The 17,626-nt window shown below is 73.7% G+C and carries 12 protein-coding genes; 4 read left to right on the top strand and 8 right to left on the bottom strand.

Annotation, left to right across the window (positions count from 1 at the left end; translation table 11 throughout):
• From ACGF1Z_RS11835 to ACGF1Z_RS11805, 7 genes are all read right to left on the bottom strand, one after another.
• Positions 1 to 2,208 (bottom strand): hypothetical protein, encoded by a 2,208-nt coding sequence (locus ACGF1Z_RS11835; RefSeq protein ID WP_393002652.1) that lies wholly within the window; start codon positions 2,206 to 2,208, stop codon positions 1 to 3.
• Between the two features lie 41 nt (positions 2,209 to 2,249).
• A complete protein-coding gene (locus tag ACGF1Z_RS11830; RefSeq protein WP_393002650.1) occupies positions 2,250 to 2,690 on the bottom strand; it encodes a hypothetical protein in 441 nt (146 codons plus the stop codon).
• A 159-nt stretch (positions 2,691 to 2,849) separates the two neighbouring features.
• Positions 2,850 to 3,146, bottom strand: a complete 297-nt coding sequence (locus ACGF1Z_RS11825) for a hypothetical protein (RefSeq protein WP_393002648.1) — start codon at positions 3,144 to 3,146, stop codon at positions 2,850 to 2,852.
• 64 nt (positions 3,147 to 3,210) lie between these two features.
• Complete coding sequence (locus ACGF1Z_RS11820) at positions 3,211 to 3,546, bottom strand: hypothetical protein (RefSeq protein WP_393002646.1); 336 nt, start codon at positions 3,544 to 3,546, stop codon at positions 3,211 to 3,213.
• 86 nt (positions 3,547 to 3,632) lie between these two features.
• The gene (gene eccB / locus ACGF1Z_RS11815; RefSeq protein WP_393002644.1) at positions 3,633 to 5,108 is read right to left on the bottom strand and encodes a type VII secretion protein EccB; all 1,476 of its coding nucleotides are present in this window, start codon (positions 5,106 to 5,108) and stop codon (positions 3,633 to 3,635) included.
• A gap of 58 nt (positions 5,109 to 5,166) precedes the next feature.
• Complete coding sequence (gene eccD / locus ACGF1Z_RS11810) at positions 5,167 to 6,546, bottom strand: type VII secretion integral membrane protein EccD (RefSeq protein WP_393002642.1); 1,380 nt, start codon at positions 6,544 to 6,546, stop codon at positions 5,167 to 5,169.
• Positions 6,547 to 6,628: 82 nt separating this feature from the next.
• Positions 6,629 to 7,009 carry a hypothetical protein gene (locus ACGF1Z_RS11805; protein ID WP_393002640.1) on the bottom strand — a complete coding sequence of 127 codons (381 nt, stop codon included), beginning with the start codon at positions 7,007 to 7,009 and terminating at the stop codon, positions 6,629 to 6,631.
• A 298-nt stretch (positions 7,010 to 7,307) separates the two neighbouring features.
• Here ACGF1Z_RS11805 and eccCa point away from each other — a divergent pair, with 298 nt between their 5' ends.
• The 3 genes from eccCa to ACGF1Z_RS11790 are packed head-to-tail and all read left to right on the top strand — an operon-like array spanning position 7,308 to position 13,923.
• Positions 7,308 to 11,351 carry a type VII secretion protein EccCa gene (eccCa, locus tag ACGF1Z_RS11800; RefSeq protein ID WP_393002638.1) on the top strand — a complete coding sequence of 1,348 codons (4,044 nt, stop codon included), beginning with the start codon at positions 7,308 to 7,310 and terminating at the stop codon, positions 11,349 to 11,351.
• Positions 11,348 to 12,193, top strand: coding sequence for a hypothetical protein (locus ACGF1Z_RS11795; protein WP_393002636.1), 846 nt, complete (start codon positions 11,348 to 11,350; stop codon positions 12,191 to 12,193). Before eccCa ends, ACGF1Z_RS11795 begins: the two co-directional genes overlap by 4 nt.
• Positions 12,142 to 13,923, top strand: a complete 1,782-nt coding sequence (locus ACGF1Z_RS11790; RefSeq protein ID WP_393002634.1) for a hypothetical protein — start codon at positions 12,142 to 12,144, stop codon at positions 13,921 to 13,923. Before ACGF1Z_RS11795 ends, ACGF1Z_RS11790 begins: the two co-directional genes overlap by 52 nt.
• A 125-nt stretch (positions 13,924 to 14,048) precedes the next feature.
• Here ACGF1Z_RS11790 and ACGF1Z_RS11785 read toward each other — a convergent pair whose 3' ends face one another.
• Positions 14,049 to 16,124, bottom strand: a complete 2,076-nt coding sequence (locus tag ACGF1Z_RS11785) for a M4 family metallopeptidase (protein WP_393002632.1) — start codon at positions 16,122 to 16,124, stop codon at positions 14,049 to 14,051.
• Between the two features lie 321 nt (positions 16,125 to 16,445).
• Between ACGF1Z_RS11785 and ACGF1Z_RS11780 the strand changes: the two genes are divergently transcribed.
• Positions 16,446 to 17,447, top strand: a complete 1,002-nt coding sequence (locus ACGF1Z_RS11780) for a hypothetical protein (RefSeq protein ID WP_393002630.1) — start codon at positions 16,446 to 16,448, stop codon at positions 17,445 to 17,447.
• Positions 17,448 to 17,626: the final 179 nt, after the last annotated feature.

The following is a 17,626-nucleotide window of genomic DNA, read 5'->3' as shown; positions in this document are numbered from 1 at the left end:
TCAGCGGCCGATGACCCCGCTGACGGACCCGGTGTCGGTGCCCCAGGTGTCCTCGTCCTCGGTGAGCCAGGTGGTGCGCTGACGGTCCTTGCCCTGGTTGGGCTGGCCTCCGCCGGCCGCACCGGGGCTCATCGGCGGCATCATCGGGGGCGGCGCGGACTGGGTGCCTCCCGTACCGCTCCCGGTGCCGGTCCCCGTGCCGCCGGCCCCCTGCCGGCCGCCGGTGTCCCCGCCGGCCGAGGTGGTGGCGGTGCCGGGCGGGGGCCCGCCGACGGAGCGCGCCGCCCGGTCGCCGAACGTGGTGGTGCCGCCGGTCGCCGTGCCGGTGAAGCTCTTCGGGCCGCTCCCCGTGCCGCCGCTGCCGAGGTGGTCCGGCAGCCTGGCGTGGGTGCCGCCGGGGCCGCCACTGGTCGAGGGGTGCGGCGTGGGCCGGGAGCCGAGGGCGTGCTCGGCGTTCGTGAGCAGCTGGTACGCGCGGCTGAGGGGCTTGCCGCTCGCGTCGACGACGACACCGTCCTTGAGCGTGGCTCCCTTGGGCAGCGCGTACGGGTTGCCGTTGGAGTCGAGCAGTGGCTTGCCCCTGGCGTCGAGCACGGTGCCGTCCGGGAGGACCTTCGCACCCTCGGGGAGCCGGATCTGGTCGTAGTGGGACCCCGGCAGGCCCTTGCCCGGCGTCTCCTCGGGAGGCTGCTGCTGCCCCACCTTGGCACCGGGCGGAGCGACGAGCTGTTTGCCGTTCGAGCCCAGGACCGGCTTGCCGTTCGCGTCGTAGACCTTGCCGTCTTTGCCGATGCGGGAGCCCGGCGGGAGGACGACGGGCTTGCCGTCCGCGCCCACGACGGGTTTGCCGTTCCGGTCGAGCAGCGGGGCACCCCCCGACGAACCGGACCCGGGCCGGCCGGTGGGCGGCGGGGACCCCGGTCCGCCGCCGCTCCCCGTGCCGGGCAGGGTGTCGGGGAGACCGGTCTTCGGACCGCCCGTGCCGTTGCCTCCCTTGCCCTTGTCGAAGGGGTTGCCGCCGCCTGCGCCGCCGCCGGTCCCTCCGCCGATGCCGCCCGTGCCCGCTCCGGCACCGCCGCCCGTGCCGGTCCCGCCGCCGGGGGGAGCCTCCGGGCCCGGGCCCGCGCCGCCGCCGGTGGGCAGCTGGAGCCGGGGCTGGTAGATGCCCTCGCGCAGCGCCCCTCCGAGGGCGAGGTACGCCGTGTCCACCTTGCTCATGTACGTCTGCGCCGCGGTGTCGAGCGGCTGCAGGTTCTCCAGCCACTTCTTCTTGGCGGCGAGCTCGACGCCGTCCAGCCAGAACTTCTGACTGACGTCGGAGCCGCCCTTGTCGACCACCTTGGGGTCCACGGGGTAGTAGGAGGTCGGGGCGTTCTCGCCGCCGCTGGTCTGCACCTTCCAGGTGAAGGTGCACGTCGCTCCCGACATGACCTCGGCGAGTGCGTCACGCATGCGCCACACGGGGCTGGTCTTCGGGTTCATCTCCTTCGTGTTCGGCGGCCACCACCACTGTTCGAGCGCGAGGTAGAGCTGGTAGAGGGAGTCGTTGAGCTCCTTCTTGGCGTCGGCGATGAGCGTCTCGTAGCCGCTCTTCTGGGAGAAGTCGAAGGTGTCGGGATAGCCGGTGGCGCCCTTCACGGGCTGCGGCTGGGCGAGGTCGAGCTGGACCTTGCTCATCTCCGTGGAGATGACGTCGAGGAACTTCCGGAAGGCGCCCGCCGCGCTGCCCTTCCACTCGCTCTCGTCGGCGTCGACGTTCTCCTCCCACCGCTTGATGATCGGGACCCACTTCGCCAGCCACGCGTGGGCGCCGTGGACCACGTCGGCGGCGGCGTCGAAGGAGGCGAAACTGACGGCTCCCGAATTGCGGGTCGTCGAGAACACCAGTTCCGTCAGGACCTTGTTGGCGTCGCTGTGGAACAGGTTGAACTTGGACTTGGGGCTGTCCAGGACGTTCGTCCAGTCCAGGTTGAACCCGATGACGCACGAGTACTGCTGGTCGCCGTTCGCGTAGTCGTTCTGCGTGAGGGGGATGACGTGCGAGACGTCGAACCTCTCGGAGAGGGCCTTGCCGTCGCCGCCCACGATCTCGATGTGGGCGGTGTCCGACGACCGCCACTTCTCGGCCGTCACCGCCTCGCGGTTCGTCAGCGCGTTGGTGTCGGGAAGAAGGACCTTGATGGCCTGTTCCCAGGTGAAGGTTGCCATGGGGTGCGCGGGAATCCCTTCCGGAGGCGTCGGCGCCGGGGCTAGTTGCCGGCCGAGGTGGAGGAGCCGGTGCCGGACCCGGTGCCCGGGCCGGAGCCGCGCTGGATGTCGTTGAGGATCTCCCACATCTCGGTGACGTCGACGGACTCGTCGTCCGAGTTCTGGAAGGTCTCCTTGACGAACATCAGGTCGAGGTTGGCCGACTTGGCGATCCTGCGGAACGCGTCCAGCGCGCTGTTCAGCTCCTTGCACAGCGACGCGAACCCCTCCTGCACGGACAGGGCGCTCACCAGCTCCTTGACGTTGCCCGGCAGGAGCTTGCTGTTCCCGACGCCCTTCTCCCAGGAGAGCAGCGCCATCACGGACGGGTCCTGGAAGTCCGTGAGCAGCGTGTTGAACTTGAACGCGTAGTCGCGCAGCACGTCGTCCGTGATCGACGTGACCGTCCCGCCGTTCGGGTCGTTGCCGGTCGGGTTTCCCATCAGTGCTCTCCTGCCGAAGTCTCGGTCGTACGTCGTCCGGGCCGTCCGGCACGGAGAACGGGGGCACCGGGCCCCGGGGTTCAGCAGCGGCCGGGGGACGACGGAGCCCGGCGCCGCCCGGCCGGCGAAGGGCGGGCGCGCCGGGCTCGTGAGAGGGACTCAGCGCTGGAAGAGGAAGGCGCTCTTGCGGTCACCGTTGCGGATGATGCCGTGCGCGTCCGCGAGCAGGTCCGCGCCCGTCTTGAACTGGCCCGACAGATCGGCGTCCAGCATGCCGACGGCACGCTGGAACTCGTCGAACTCCTTGGCCGCCTCACCGGTGAACTCGGCCTTGATGGCGTCGAGGCGCTTCAGGATCGTGTCCAGTGCCGCGTCCATGGCGGCGGCGACCTGCACCATCTGGGCGTTGGCGTCCTCGAGCACGCCGTGCTTGATCTCCATCGACATGTCGCTCATGCGCGTTCCTTACACAGAAGGGGAAGAAGGGGGAGGAGTCGGGGGACGGGACGCTCCGTCGGCGTCACCTGCTGAGGACGTCGTAGACGTCGCCGCTCCACAGGTCCATGTTGGCCTCCGCCTCGCCCGAGGTGTCCGCCATGACCTTGCTGGTGACGCCGACGGCGTCCAGGAGGTCCTTGTACTCGGCCATCACCGTGCGATAGCCGCGCTGCCAGTTCTCGATCTTCGCGATGAACTTGGTGCCGGCGGCCGACTTCATGCTGTCGAAGACCTGCTGGGCGATGTCCTCGGACTGGGTGTAGGACCGCTCCATCGTCTGAAGGTGCCCCTCCAGTTCGTTGAGGGTCTGTGTGAGTACCGCTGACGAAACCTTGAGGGTGTCGTGGGGAGTGGTCACCTGATCTCCTTCGATCGTCGGGTCGTGGGTTCCCGGCAGGGTGAACGGCCCGTTCACGAGCGGGGGTTCACCGCGGGCAGCGGCAGTCAGCCCCGCGCGTCCCGCCGCTCCGCCGCGCTGCAGGCCGGCGCCCGCAGGCCCACGGCCGGCTCGACCACCCCGGCCGCTGCCAGCGCCGCCGGGTCCAGGGCCGGTCCGGACGGCAGCAGGGTCAGCAGCGTCGCGGGCACCCCGGACGGCGCCGCGCCGGCGTAGCCGAGGGTCTTCGCGGACTCCGGCGTCGGCAGCGGGTACTTCACACCGTTGTCGGCGACCAGATACGTCGTCCCGGCCGCGCCCGCCCCGGACAGCGCGCGCACCAGCGCGCCGCCCCCCGGCCGTACGGAGACCAGGTCCGCCGCGCCGCACGCCGCCGTCACCCCGGGCTGGGGCGTCACCGGCCGGCCCGCGACCGCCGCCGCGTCGGCGACGGTCACCAGAGTCCCGGGGCCGCCGTCCGCCGCGGGGCGCACCGCCGTGCACACGCCCTGCCCGGCGCCCGGCACCACCAGCTCCGGCGGCTCCGCCGGAAGCCCCGCCCCCGGCAGGGTCCCGGCCGGTGCCGGGTGAGCGGCCAGATCCGCGGCGCCCACCGCCACGGCGACCGCCGGCGCTCCCGCATACGCCTCCCGCTGCGTGCGCGGGTCGCCGCGCAGCAGCTCGAAACGGGTGCGGTCCAGTGCCGCCAGGCCCTTCCGGGTCAGCACGTACGGCTCGCCGCCCGGGCCCGTGAAGAGGCGGCCGATCCGGGTCTCCCGCCCGGCCAGCGCGGGACCGGGCTCGCCGCGCCCCGCGATCTCCGGCAGGGCCAGATCGGGGCCCGCGGGAAGGGAGTTCAGATAGGACGACGCCACCGGGAACGGAGTGGCCGTGCCGTAGCCCAGCGCCGTCCCCGCGCCCGCGCCCAGGCGCAGCCGCCTGCCCTGCCACAGCACATGGGCGCTGCCGTCCGAGGCCGCCACGAGGACCGCCTGCCCGGGCCCCAGCGCCCGGCCCGCCCCCGCCGCGCCGACGGCCACGGAGACCACCGGGCCCGGCCGACCGGTCGTCGCCGCGGCCTCCGCCAGGCCGCACACCAGCCAGTCGTCCCGGGCCAGCGCGGACGCGGCGGGGAGCCCGTCCGGAGCGCCCACGATGCCCACCGGCCCGCCCCGCGGTACGGTCCCGAGCGAGTTCAGGCCGACCTGCGTCACGGTCATCTTCTCCCCGGCCACGAGCCGGGCGCTGGCCTGGTTGAGCACCGGCCGCAACTCCCCGCCGACGAACAGGTACCGGGCGCCCGTCTCCTTGACGACCACCAGGGTTCCCGGCTTGGCCCAGCCCGTCGCGCCGCCCGGCTTGACCGCCCCGTACAGGCCGGTGACCAGGGCGATGATCACGGCGATGAACAGTCCGGTCCGCACCCCTCGGGTGGTCCGCCGGGTCGGGAGGTCCAGCGCGTCGGGCTCGCCCCGCACCATCCCGGCCCCGAGCCTGCTCATCACGAACAGGTGGGCCTGCACCTGGTCGCGCCTGGACTGCATGTGAACTCCTGGGTGGGAAGGGGACGTCGGTGGACGGGGGTGTGCCGGGAAGCGCCGCTCAGCCGGTGAGCCCGCGCACCCACGCGAAGAGCCCGGCCTCGGTCAGCGCCAGCGGGATCAGGCTCAGCGCCAGCGCACTGTGCAGCAGGTCGGCGGCCCGGCCCCAGTACGGCAGCAGCCGGCGGCCCGGCACCGTCCACGAGAAGATCGCGAGCGCCGCGGCCGCGGCCACCAGGCCCGTCAGCAGGCCGAGCCGGCCCGTCGGCCCGAGGGAGAGCGCCCCTCCGGCCGCGAGCAGGGTGAGCCCGTACACCCCCGGCAGGATCAGGGCCAGCCGCTGCCACCGCGAGCCGACCTCCCGGACGTGCAGGATCAGCAGCAGCGAGAGCACGGCCGCGAGTGCCGCGGGCGCCCAGCCCGGCGCGGGTGCCATCAGCGTGAGGCAGGCGGCGCACAGCGCGCCGCTCACCCCGTGGAAGGCCGTCAGATAGGCGTCGGCCACCGCGCTGCGGTCCACGACCTCCTGCGCCGGATAGGGATCGATGTCCTCCTGCAGCTCCTCGGCCCGGCGCGGCAGCGCGGGCAGCCTCAGCCCGGACAGCCGGAAGGCGAAACCGGGCAGCAACGCCCCGGACGCCACCACGAGCACGGCCAGCGCCCCCGCCGTCTCCGAGGCGGAGAGCCCCGCCAGGACGAGTGCCCCCGCCGCGGACGCGGCGACCGCGCCGACGAGCAGCCCGAGGAACAGGGGCGCCGAACAGGCCACGGACGCGAGCGCCAGGACCGACCCGCCGGCCGCCGCCGAACCGCCCGCGAGCAGCCGGGCGGCCGTCAGGTCGCTCTCCCCGGCCGGCAGCAGCGCCCCGGCCAGCGCCAGATAGGGCACCGCCGCGGCGCCGAGCGCCGTACCGGCCCCGGCGTCCCCCACCGCCCGCGCGGCGCTGCCCGCGCCGAGCAGCAGGAGGACCCCGGTGCCCGCCGCCGCGACCACCCGCAGCGAGCCGAGCCCTCCGGAGAGCGCCAGGAGGACGAGACCGCCCGCCAGCGCCAGCATCGCGACGCCGAGCGCCAGGTGGTGGGTCAGGGCCGGGTGCCAGCCGTCGCCGCGCCGCTCCAGCCCCGCCGCGACGCCGTCGACGATGTCGTCGAAGTGCACCTCCGGCAGCGCCTCGCGGCGCATCCGCAGGTAGAGCCGTTCGCCGTCGCGCAGTCCCAGGGCCTCGGCGGTCCGCTCCTCGTCCAGCGGCTCCTCGCCGAGCCGCTGGAGCACCCAACCGCCCGCCTCGACGGCCTTCTCGTCCAGATCGTCCCCGGAGTAGCCGACGACGGTCGGCAACAGGTCCGCCAGGGGGACGTCGGCCGGTACGGAGAGCTCGACCACCTTGTGCGGCCCGTGGAACCTCAACCGGCACAGCCCCGCCACCGCGCTACCGCTCACTGCCCGCGTGTCCTTCCTGCTGTCCAGCCGAGGCCGGAACGCCCTCGGCGGACAGGGGAACGGAAGCGCCCGGGCGCCCGGTTCAGCCGCCCTCGTGCCGCTCGCCCCGCAACTCCCGCACCAGCGCCTCGACACCCTCCTCGCCGTACCGCGCCACGAGCACGGCGGCCAGCTCGGCCACCGACCGCCGCTCGCCCTCGCTCCAGCCCGCCGCCGACGGATGCTCGTCGACCACGAACACGCGCGCGACCGACAGCGCCTCCGGCCCCGGAGCCTCGTCCCGGGCCGCGGGCCCGAGCAGCCCGGCGAGCACGCCCGCCACCTCCACCGCGGTGGCCTCGGGCACGTCCAGCCCCGCCACGGCCCCGCCGAGCGGATCCGCCTCCTCCGGGCTCACCCCCGGCAGCCACGTGCGCAGCAGCGCCCCCACCTCGTACGCCTCGTCGTCCTCGTCCCCGTACACCGCTCTCCCCCCGACACCGCCCCGACGGGCGTGCGCACACCGCCCGGCCCGGCCCGGCGACCGGCCGGACCCGTGACCCGGCGGGCGTCCGTGAGCGCGCACGCCTCACCCCTTCCTCCGCTCCCTCCCTGCCGCAGCGGTCAACGCATCTCACGGCCGCCGGGTTCACCCGGGGCGGCTCCGCAGCCACCGTACGGACCGACTGAACCGCCCGGTACCACCCGTCCGTTCCCGACTGACGAGGAAACCGCAGAGAGTCGGCCGCCCGGCGGAAGCCAGGCGTGAGGAGCGAAGTTCGTTGAGCGTGGTGCAAGTCAACCGCCCGCCGCGGCGGCCGGGCCCCGAGATGCCCGACGGCGAGATCCAGCTCCAGGAGCCCCCCGGCCTGCCGGAGAAGCAGAACGGCATGGGCAGCATCATCACCATGGTGCCCATGGCGCTGTCCTCGCTGTCCATGGTCTTCATCTTCCTGCGGCCCAACGGCGGCATGATGACGTACATCGCCATGGGCACCATGGCGGTCTCCGCCATCGGCATGGTCGTCACCCAGATCATGCGCGGCAACGCCGACCGCAAGCAGGAACTGACCGGCGAGCGCCGCGACTACCTGCGCTACCTGGCCCAGATGCGGCGGCAGGTGCGCAAGGAGATCCTCCGCCAGCAGGAGGCCCTGGCCTGGCGCCACCCCGACCCGGCGGAACTGCCCTTCCTGGTGCGGACCTCGCGCCTGTGGGAACGGCGCTCCTCCCACCCGGACTTCAGCGACGTGCGGATCGCGCGCGGCTCCCAGCGCCTCGCGGTGCGCCTCGCCCCCCTCGCCACCAAACCGGTCGAGGACCTCGAACCGCTCGGCGCCCACGCGCTGCGCCGCTTCATCCACGCGTACGGTTCCGTCGCCGACCAGCCCGTCGCCATCCACCTGCGCGGCTTCGCCCACGTGCTGATCCGCACCGACGCGGACGGCGACGGCGCCACCCCCACGGCCGAGGCCGGGACCGGTGCCGACGACGACCGGTCCCGCGCCCTGGTCCGGGCCGTCCTCGCCCAGCTGACCACCTTCCACGCCCCCGACGAACTGCGCGTCGCGGTCGTCGCCGCCCCCGACCGGCGCCGGCACTGGGAGTGGACCAAGTGGCTCCCGCACGCCCTGCACCCCCACGAGACCGACGGCGCCGGGCCGCTGCGGCTCGTCGCCGGCACCATCGGCGAACTGGAACAACTGCTCGGCGAGGAGTTCGGTGCCCGGCCGCCCTTCGAGCCCGACGCCACGCCCGGCCGCGAGGAGCCGTACACCGTCGTCGTCCTCGACGGAGCCGCCTTCACCTCCCCCCACCGGGCCGCGCTCGGCGGCTACCGCAACGCCACCGTCGTCGACGTCGGCTCCGCCCTGGAGTGGAAGCACGGCAGGCTCACCCTCCGGCTGCGCGTCACCAGCACGCCCGACGGCCCCTCCGCCCTGGAGATGGTCGGCGCCGACCGCAACCGCAAGGACCAGATCACCCCGCTCGGCGTCCCCGACGCTCTCACCCCCGTCGCCGCCACCCGGCTGGCCGCCGCCATGGCCCCGTACCGCCTCGGCGACAGCCTCGACTCCGGCGAACCCCTGGAGACCGACTTCGACCTGGCCGGCCTGCTGGGCATCCCCGACCTGCACCGCTTCGACGTCAAGGAACAGTGGGCGCGGCGCAACCAGTCCAACAAGCTCCGGGTCCCCCTCGGCCTCGGCCCCGACGGCACGCCCATCGACCTCGACATCAAGGAATCCGCCCAGGGCGGCATGGGCCCGCACGGCATGCTGATCGGCGCCACCGGCTCCGGCAAGTCCGAACTGCTGCGCACCCTCGTCCTGGCCCTGGCCCTGACCCACTCCTCGGAGATCCTCAACTTCGTCCTCGTCGACTTCAAGGGCGGCGCCACCTTCCTCGGCCTGGACCGCCTGCCCCACACCTCCGCCGTCATCACCAACCTCGCCGACGAGGCCGACCTGGTCGACCGCATGCGCGACGCGCTCCACGGCGAGATGATCCGCCGCCAGGAACTGCTGCGCGCCGCCGGGAACTACGCCTCCCTCCTGGAGTACGAGACCGCGCGAGCCAACGGCACCCCGCTGGACCCGCTGCCCACGCTCTTCGTCGTCGTCGACGAGTTCTCCGAACTGCTCGCGGCCCACCGCGACTTCATGGACCTCTTCGTCATGATCGGGCGCCTCGGCCGCTCCCTCGGCGTCCATCTGCTGCTCGCCTCCCAGCGCCTCGACGAAGGACGCGTGCACCAGCTGGAGTCCCACCTGTCGTACCGGATCGGCCTGCGCACCTTCTCCGCCATGGAGTCCCGGGGCGTCCTGGGCGTCCCCGACGCCTACCAGCTCCCCTCCCAGCCCGGCAACGGCTACCTGCGCAGCGACATCTCCACCCTCACCCGCTTCAAGGCCGCCTACGTCTCCGGCAGCTACCGGCCCAAGCGCCGCCCGGCCGCACGCCGTTCGGTCATCGAGGGCCAGGTCGTCGCCCTCGGCACCGAGTACGTGGCCCCGCGCGTGCTGCCCGCGACCCCCGACCCGGAGGAGGAGCCGGCGGCCGAGGAGACCGGGACGCTCCTCGACATCGCCGCCGAACGCCTCGTCGACGCCGGACCGCCCGCCTACCAGGTGTGGCTGCCGCCCCTCGACGTGCCGCCGACCCTGGACGAACTGCTGCCCCCGATCGGCCCCGACCCCGACCACGGCTTCACCGCCGAGGGCGAGACCCGCGGCACCCTCAAGGTCCCCGTCGGCGTCGTCGACAAGCCCTTCCAGCAGGTCCGTGACCTGCTCGTGGCCGACCTGGGCGGAGCCGACGGCCACATCGGCATCGCCGGCGCGCCCCAGTCCGGCAAGTCCACCCTCATCCGCACCCTGATGACGGCGCTCGCGCTCACCCACACCCCGGCCGAAGTGCAGTTCTACTGCCTGGACTTCGGCGGTGGCGCGCTGTCCGGCCTGCGCGGCCTGCCGCACGTCGGCGGGGTCACCGGCCGGCACGATCCCGACCGGGTCGTCCGGACCATCGCCGAGGTCAACGCGGTCATCACCCGCCGCGAGAAGTACTTCGCCGAACTCGGCATCGACTCCGTCACCGCCTTCCGCCGCAGGAAGGCGGCAGGCGAACTCCCCGACGACCCACACGGAGACGTGTTCCTGGTCGTCGACGGCTGGAACACCCTGCGCCAGGACTTCATGGACCTGGTCCAGCCCCTCACCCTCCTCTCCCAGCGCGGTCTCAACTACGGCGTCCATCTGGTCATCGGCACCACCCGCTGGGGCGAGATCACCGGAGCCCTCCGCGACCAGCTCCAGACCCGCTTCGAACTCCGCCTGGGCGACGCCGTGGACTCGGTCGTCAACATGCGGGCAGCGGCGAAGGTCCCCAAGATCCCCGGCCGCGGGCTCACCGCCGACCAGATGCACTTCCTGTGCGCACTGCCCCGCATGGACGGCATCGGCACCGTCCACGACCTCGGCGAGGGCGTCGCCGACCTCGTCGACGTCGTCGCCGACCACTGGACCGGCCCGCGCGCCCCCGAGGTCCGGATGCTTCCCCTCGTCCTCGACGCCGCCGACCTCCCCGAGCCCCACGGCTCCCTGCGGATCCCCCTCGGTCTGGAGGAGAACGACGTCCAGCCGCTGTGGCACGACTTCTCCCAGGACCCGCACCTGATCGTCGTCGGCGACAGCGAGACCGGCAAGACCAACCTGCTCAAGCACATCGCCACCCAGATCATGCGTGCCTACACCCCCGACCGGGGCCGCCTGATGCTGGTCGACTTCCGCCGGGAGATGTACGAGACCGTGCCCGAGGAATACCGCCTCGGCTACGCGGTCTCCGCGGACCCGCTGCGCCAGATGATCACCGGCGCGGGCAAGGCGATCGCCAACCGCGTCCCGGCCGCCGACATCACGCCGGACCGGCTGCGGCTGCGCGACTGGTGGAGCGGCCCGGAACTCTTCGTACTCGTCGACGACTACGACCTGGTCAGCGGCTCGATGTCGGCCCACCCCTTCGCCGCCGTCCTCGACCACCTGGCCCAGGGCGCGGAGATCGGCCTGCACGTCATCGTCGCCCGCTCCGCCAACGGCGCCGGCCGCGGCCTGTCCGACCCGCTCCTGCGCAGGCTCCAGGACGTCAACACCCCGGCCGTGCTGCTCTCCTGCCCGCCGACCGAGGGCTACCTCTTCGGTGGCACCAAGCCGAAGGTGCTGCCCACCGGACGCGCGCTGCACATCACCCGCCGCCGCACCGTGCAGCTCCAGACCCCGCTGCTCGACCCCGACGGCCGGGCCCCGCAGAACGGACACGCCGGATGACCGCCCCCGCCACCGCCGCCCGATCGGGCACGCATCCCGTCGGCCCGCACCTGCTGATCGCCCCCGAGGAGACGGCCGCCGCGCTGACACCCGTCCTGAGCGGTCTGCCCCCGCTGCCCGGTGCGCTCCTGGTGCTGGCCGCGGCACCCGACGCGGCACCGGTCCTCCGTCACGCCCTCCCGGACCTGGTGGCCCTGGCCGCAGAACGCGGCGCGAACCGTCTGGTCCTCGCCGCCTCGGGCCTCGCCGCGCAGGGCCCGGGCGGCCGACGCCCGGTGCAGGCGGTCGCCGCGACGGCGGACTTCCCGGTGGTCGCCCCGGACGCAGCGGTCAGCGTCGAGCCCGACGGCACGCTGCGACTCGCGGTACCGGGCGCCTGGTGGCTGGCGGGACCGGGGGAGGAGCCGGTCGAGCTGGGTCCGGGATGGCCGCCGCAGGAAGCGCAGCCGCTTGAGCGGCCGGAGCGGCCGGAGCAGCTTGAAGAGGAGCCGGAGGAGCGGCAGGAAGAGGAGCGGGCAGCGGAACAGCCGGCCGAACGGGTCGGGGAGCAGGAAGAGGGGAAACGGGAGACGGGGGAACAGGAGACGGGGGAACAGGAGACGGGGGAACAGGAGACGGGGGAACCGCTCCCGCCGCCGGCCCCACCCGTTCCCGTCGTGGCGGAGTCCGGATCCGGTGCGCACCGATTCGGAGCCGCGCCGAAGGCCGGGCCTCGGAGGAACCGTCATTTGCGCCGGGGCAGCCGCTCACGGAGGACCCGGGGGAGGAGCGGTCGGAGAGCAGCCGAACCGTGCCGGGCGGAGTGTGGCTGGGAGGAGCGCCCGAGGCGGTCGACCCGCTGATCGGCGTCGGCCCGGACACCTTCCTCCTGGGCGTCGGATCACCCGGCCGTCCCGCACTGCCCGCCGCGGAACTCCTGGACCGGGTGCCGGCGTACGCGGCGGACGCGCGGCACCTCCTGCTGGCCGCGCCGTGGGCCGCGCCGTCCGAACTCGTCGCCATGGCGGCGTCCCTCGCCGACCGCCTCGACCGTACGGTGCGGGCGGCGATCGGCCTCCCCGTACGGACGCCCGACGCGCATGCCACCACCTTCCTCGACGGACGGGGCGCGCCCACCTGGCAGCCGCTCCTGCTCGAACTCGCCGCCTCGCCCGCGCACCACCGCGTGGTGCCGTCCGCCTGGCTGCGGCCGTCGGGACCGGAGGCGACGGGCCCCGCCCGCTACGCGTGCGCGGACCTGGCGGGCTGGGTGCTCGAACTCGTCCCGGCGGGAGTCTGGCTGCGCCCGGCGGACGGCGTGACCGACGCCCGTCCCCGCACGCTGCCCCCCGACCCGGCCGGCCCGGTCCTGGTCGTGGGTGACGGGGAGCGGCCCCTCGGCCCCGAGGTCCGGCGGGCTCTGTCCGGGGTGCCGGCCGTGCTGCCGGACCTGGGCGCGACGGAACCGTACGGACTGCTGCTCCACGGCGACGCGTCCGACGAGGAGCGGCCCCGCTCCTGGGCGGGCGAGCTGAACCTGCGCTGGCTGGGCTCGACGAACGCGCATGCGGCGCCGGCAGCGGAGTCGGAGGCGGGTACCGAGCCCGCCTCCGCGCCGCGTACCGGACCGCTCGCGCCCCCGACCGCGAGCGAACCGCCCGGCACGCCCCCGGAGCCGGCCCCGACCCCGACCCCGCGCCCGACGCCGACCGCGACCCCGGCACCGGTCCCGAGTCCGCCGTCGGAGGCGCCGGCGCCCCTGGTACGGGAGACGCCCGAGCCCGCGCCGCCGGATTCCTCCGTCGCCCCGTCGGTGTCCGTCGCCCCGTCGGTGCCGGGCGGTCGCAGCGGACCGGACGACCGAGCCGCCCTCCGGGAACTCCTGGGCGAGAAGTACCACATCCTCGCGAGCAAGGCGGAGTTGCTGGCCTCCCGCCTGCCGTCGCTGCGCTCCCTGGCGCAGGACGGCCTGAAGCCGGACCTGGTCGCCATCGCGCTGTACCAGGCGGACGCCCCCGACCTGGGCTCGCGGGCGGGGCTGGCCGCGGCCGCCCGTGCGGCCGCGCCCGGCCCCTGCACACCGCTGCTGCGCTGTCTGGAATCGGGGCTGCGCCGCCTGCCGGGGCATTACGGGGCGGTGATGCTGGCGGCCCCGGTGGAGCGGGTGCCGTTGGACCGTTACGTGCCGGGCACGGTGATCGTCGAACCCGCGCCGGTGGCGGCCGTCCCGGCGTGCGACGCGGAACTGGCCGGCGCGGTGGAGTTCGGGATCTGGTCCACCACCGGCCGCCGGACGTCCGTCTTCAGCGGGACCGACGCCGAACCGGAGGTGGTGTTCCCCCCGGGCACGGCCTTCTCCGTCCTGGCCCTCCACCTGCCGGAGGACGACACCACACCGATCCGCGTCCTGCTCCGCGAGGTCTCGCCCGCGGAGACCGACGGGGCGGACGACCGTGCCCGGAGACGCGACGAGCAGGCCCGTACGCGGCTGACCGAATGGTTCGAGCGCAGGGACATGCTGGAGCCGCACGACCGCCGCACGGTCCCGGACGCGACCCGCTTCCACGTGGCCCCGGGAGCGGCCCTGAACTGACGCGCGTGCCACCGACGGCCGGGCGTCCTCCGGTGCCGCGCCCCCGTCGGACTTCATGCGGCGGGCCCGGCCGGTCGTCGCCGGCCGGGCCCGTCCCGGCACACCCGCGGAGCCTGTGGGGAGGCTCAGCCGGTGGTGACCGCGGTGTCGTCGATCAGGAAGCTGGTGGCCGCGGACGAGTCCTCGGTGCCGGTGAACTTGATCGTGACCGTCTTGCCCTTGAACGCCGAGAGGTCGAGCGTCCGCTGGGTGTAGCCGCCGGGCGTGGCGTTGGAGTACGTCGCCAGGGTCGTGGTGGTGGTGCCCGAGACGACCTGCGCCTTCAGGGTGTCGTACGGCGTGGTGCCCGACTCCTTGGTGTCGATCGCCAGGTAGAAGCTGAGCTTGGGCGCCGTCGCGGTGGCCGGGACGGTCACCGACTGGGACAGGGTGTCGGTGTGCGCGCTGCCGTAGCCGTCCAGCCAGGCGTAGTACGAGCCGGAGCGCGGGTTGGCGCCGGCGTCGTTGGTGATCACACCGCTGCTGGCGGTCCAGTTGACCGCGCCGGACTCGAAGCCCGGGTTGGCGAGCAGGTTGGTGCCGCTCGGCGGGGTGGTGCCGCCACCGCAGGTGGTGGAGGTCGGGACGACGGCGACACCGCTCCACGCCTTCTCCACGGCGGCGCACTGGCTGCTGCTCGCGCCGTACAGGTCGATCGCGGCCTTGATGCTCGCGGTGCGGGCCTCCGGGTAGGTGGTGCCCGAGGTCATGTACGTGGTGAGCGCGCGGTACCAGATCTTGCCCGCGGCGGAGTTGCCGACGCCGGTGACCGTGCCGCCGTCACAGGTCGGGCTGTTGCCCCACTGGGAGGAGCCGGAACCGACGGCCAGCAGGTAGAAGAAGTGGTTGCCGACTCCGGACGAGTAGTGCGGGTCGAGGTTCTTGGTGCCGGTGGTCCAGCAGCTCTGGGAGACGCCGTCCTTCTTCGGGTCGTCCATGTACCGCAGCGGCGTGGAGCTGATCTTCTCGCCGATGAGGTAGTCGGGAGCGTCCGCCGCGCTGTTGGCGTTGAACTCCACCAGGGTGCCGAAGATGTCGCTGGTCGCCTCGTTCAGACCGCCCGCGTCGCCGAAGTAGTTCAGGCCGGCGGTGGCGGAGGTGACGCCGTGGCTCATCTCGTGACCCGCGACGTCGAGCTCGGTGAACGGCTTGTCGCCGGGGGCGCCGTCGCCGTAGATCATGCTGAAGCTGGTGTCGTCCCAGCCGGCGTTGGCGTAGTTGTTGCCGTAGTGCACGAAGGAGCGCGCGCCGACGCCGTCGTTCTTGATGCCGTTGCGGCCGTGCACGTTCTTGTAGTAGTCCCAGGTCGCCTGGATGCCGAAGTGGGCGTCCGCCGCGACGGTGGCGCGATCGGTGAGCGTGCCGTTGCCCCACACGTTGTCGGTGTCGGTGAACGCCTTGCCCCAGCCGGCCGGCGGGCTGTCGTTGGTGGCGGTCAGGTTCTGCGCGTCACGGGTCTCCCCGTTGCCGCGGGTGCCGTCCTTGAGCTGGTAGCCGCCGGAGACCGCGGTGGTGGTCAGCGGGACGTCGCCCACCTGGTAGCCGTGGCCGGTGCCGTCGGCGGTGTGGAAGGCGTTCCACGTCTGCCCGACCTTGCCGGTCATCGCGTCCACGAGCACGTTGAAGTGGCTGGGCGACTGGTCGGGGGCGGTGCCGTCGACGGTCACCTGCCACGCCAGCCGCGGCGTGCCGGAGAGGGCGTCCACGACGAGCTTGCTGGTCGTCCGGGCGCGCTTGCCCCGGAACTGCTTCTGCGCCAGGCTCTCCGCCCGCCCGGCGGCGACCTTGGGCGTCACCGCGAGGGAGAGGCTGTCCTTGAGCGTCAGCGTGCTCTCGCGGAAGGCCCCGTTGGGCGCGGAGTGCACGACGACGTCGCCGCCGAGCACGGGCAGGCCGCGGTACTGACGCGTCATGTGCACATGCCGCGTGCCGTCCTGGTCGACCAGGACGGAGGCCGACGCGAAGGTGTCGTCGGAGCTCGCCCGCACGGCGCCGGGGTGGGCGGCGATCGAGGCACGGGCGTCCTGGACGGCCTGGTTCCTGTCGGCCCTGGGCGGGTGGGGCCGGGCCGTGGGGGCAGCGGCGGCGGGGGATCCCATGCCGGCTATGAGCAGGCCGCTGACGGCCAGCGAGATCGATGCGGCAAGAACGGTTCTCTTCATGGGCCCGGATCGTGGCCGCCGTGGGGAAGCCGGGTCAACGAGCCCCAACTCTGTTTAATTGCGGGCGCTGTGAAGAGGCCGGTGGCCGGTTCCGCCCCCGGCTGGGGCCCCGCCCCCGCCCTGAGCTTTGGTCAAAACTGTTCACAGAGTGTCTTACGTCTCGTCGATATCCGGTCAGGTCGTGGCTAGCCTGTGGCCCCGCTGCATCCCCCCACGGATGTGCCGATTCCCGCCGGCGCATCCATCCCCCCACGAGTGCGCTGTTCCAGGCAGCGCCTCCATCCCCAGGCACGCGACGTCGGTGCAGGAGGCGAGAGACTGGTGAACACCGGTGGAACCACCCGGTTCGAGCGGACGGCCGAGGTCCCACGGCTGCAGGAGCTGAAGACCGTACGGCGAAGAGAAGGCGCGGCCGAACTGCGCGACGTGCTCCGCACCGGCCCCTTCGAGGCCGCCCTGGACACCGCCGTGCGGGCCAGCGGACTCAGTCTCGAACGGATCCAGCACCGACTCGCCGAGCGCGGCGTGGAGATCAGCGTGACCACGCTCAGCTACTGGCGGCGTGGCCGCAGCCGCCCCGAACGCCCCCAGTCGCGGCGGGCGGTCCGCCTCCTCGAAGAGCTGTTGGGCGTCCCCACCGACGGGCTGGTCTCGTTGCTCGGCCCGCGCCGCCCCCGGGGCCGCTGGGTCCAACGGGACGACGAGGTGGTGGAGACGGAACACCTGTGGCGGGAGTTCGTCAGCCTCCCGGAGCTGCTGGCCGAGCTGGGCAGCACGGACGACGGCCTCGTCCGGGTCGCCGCGCACGACAGCTACGAGCTCGACGCGCAGGGCGCCGGAGCACGGCTGACCACCCGCCTGACGCTGAAGGCGATCCGGGACGGGGTGGACCGCTGCGTGGTGATCCTCCGGGGCGAGGACCCCGACGGAGCCCTGCCGGAGTTCGCCGACGTGCGCAACGCGCGCCTGGGGCGGCTGCGCTCGGACCGTAGCGTGCCGCTGGTGGTCGCCGAACTGTTCCTGGACCGCACGCTGTCCGAGGGAGGGACGACGCTGATCGAGTACACCCTGCGGTTCCCCGACAAGGGACGCCGCGCCGAGGAGTGCGGGCGTGGGTTCCACGCCCCCGCCCTCCTCTACACCCTGGAGGTCGCCTTCCACCCGGACGCCGTGCCGGTGCGCTGCCGGCGCTGCGCCAGTGCCGCGGTCAGCGGGGAGCCCCTGTCGGCGGAGCCGGTCTGGATCAGCGCCGCCGGACGCGTGCACGCGGTCTTCGAGAACCCGGGGCCCGGCTTCCGGGCACTGCGCTGGGAGTGGCACTGAGCGACGACGGGGCGGCCGTACGCGCGCCGCGCGTCGTCCGGATCGGCCCCCCGGCCTCCGGCCCGCGGCGCGCGCGTCGTCCCGTGGTTCCCCCGGCCCCCGCCCGGAGTATGCGCCGGTCCGCGCCCCGTCGTGCTGCCGTGCGCGGGCGGTGGAGGACGTTCGAGCCCCCTGCCCGG

Origin of the sequence: Streptomyces sp. NPDC048018, from assembly GCF_043202995.1 — a bacterium.
GTDB lineage: Bacteria > Actinomycetota > Actinomycetes > Streptomycetales > Streptomycetaceae > Streptomyces.
Note: the sequence above shows the minus strand (reverse complement) of the source record. Positions and strands in the feature narration are given on the sequence as shown.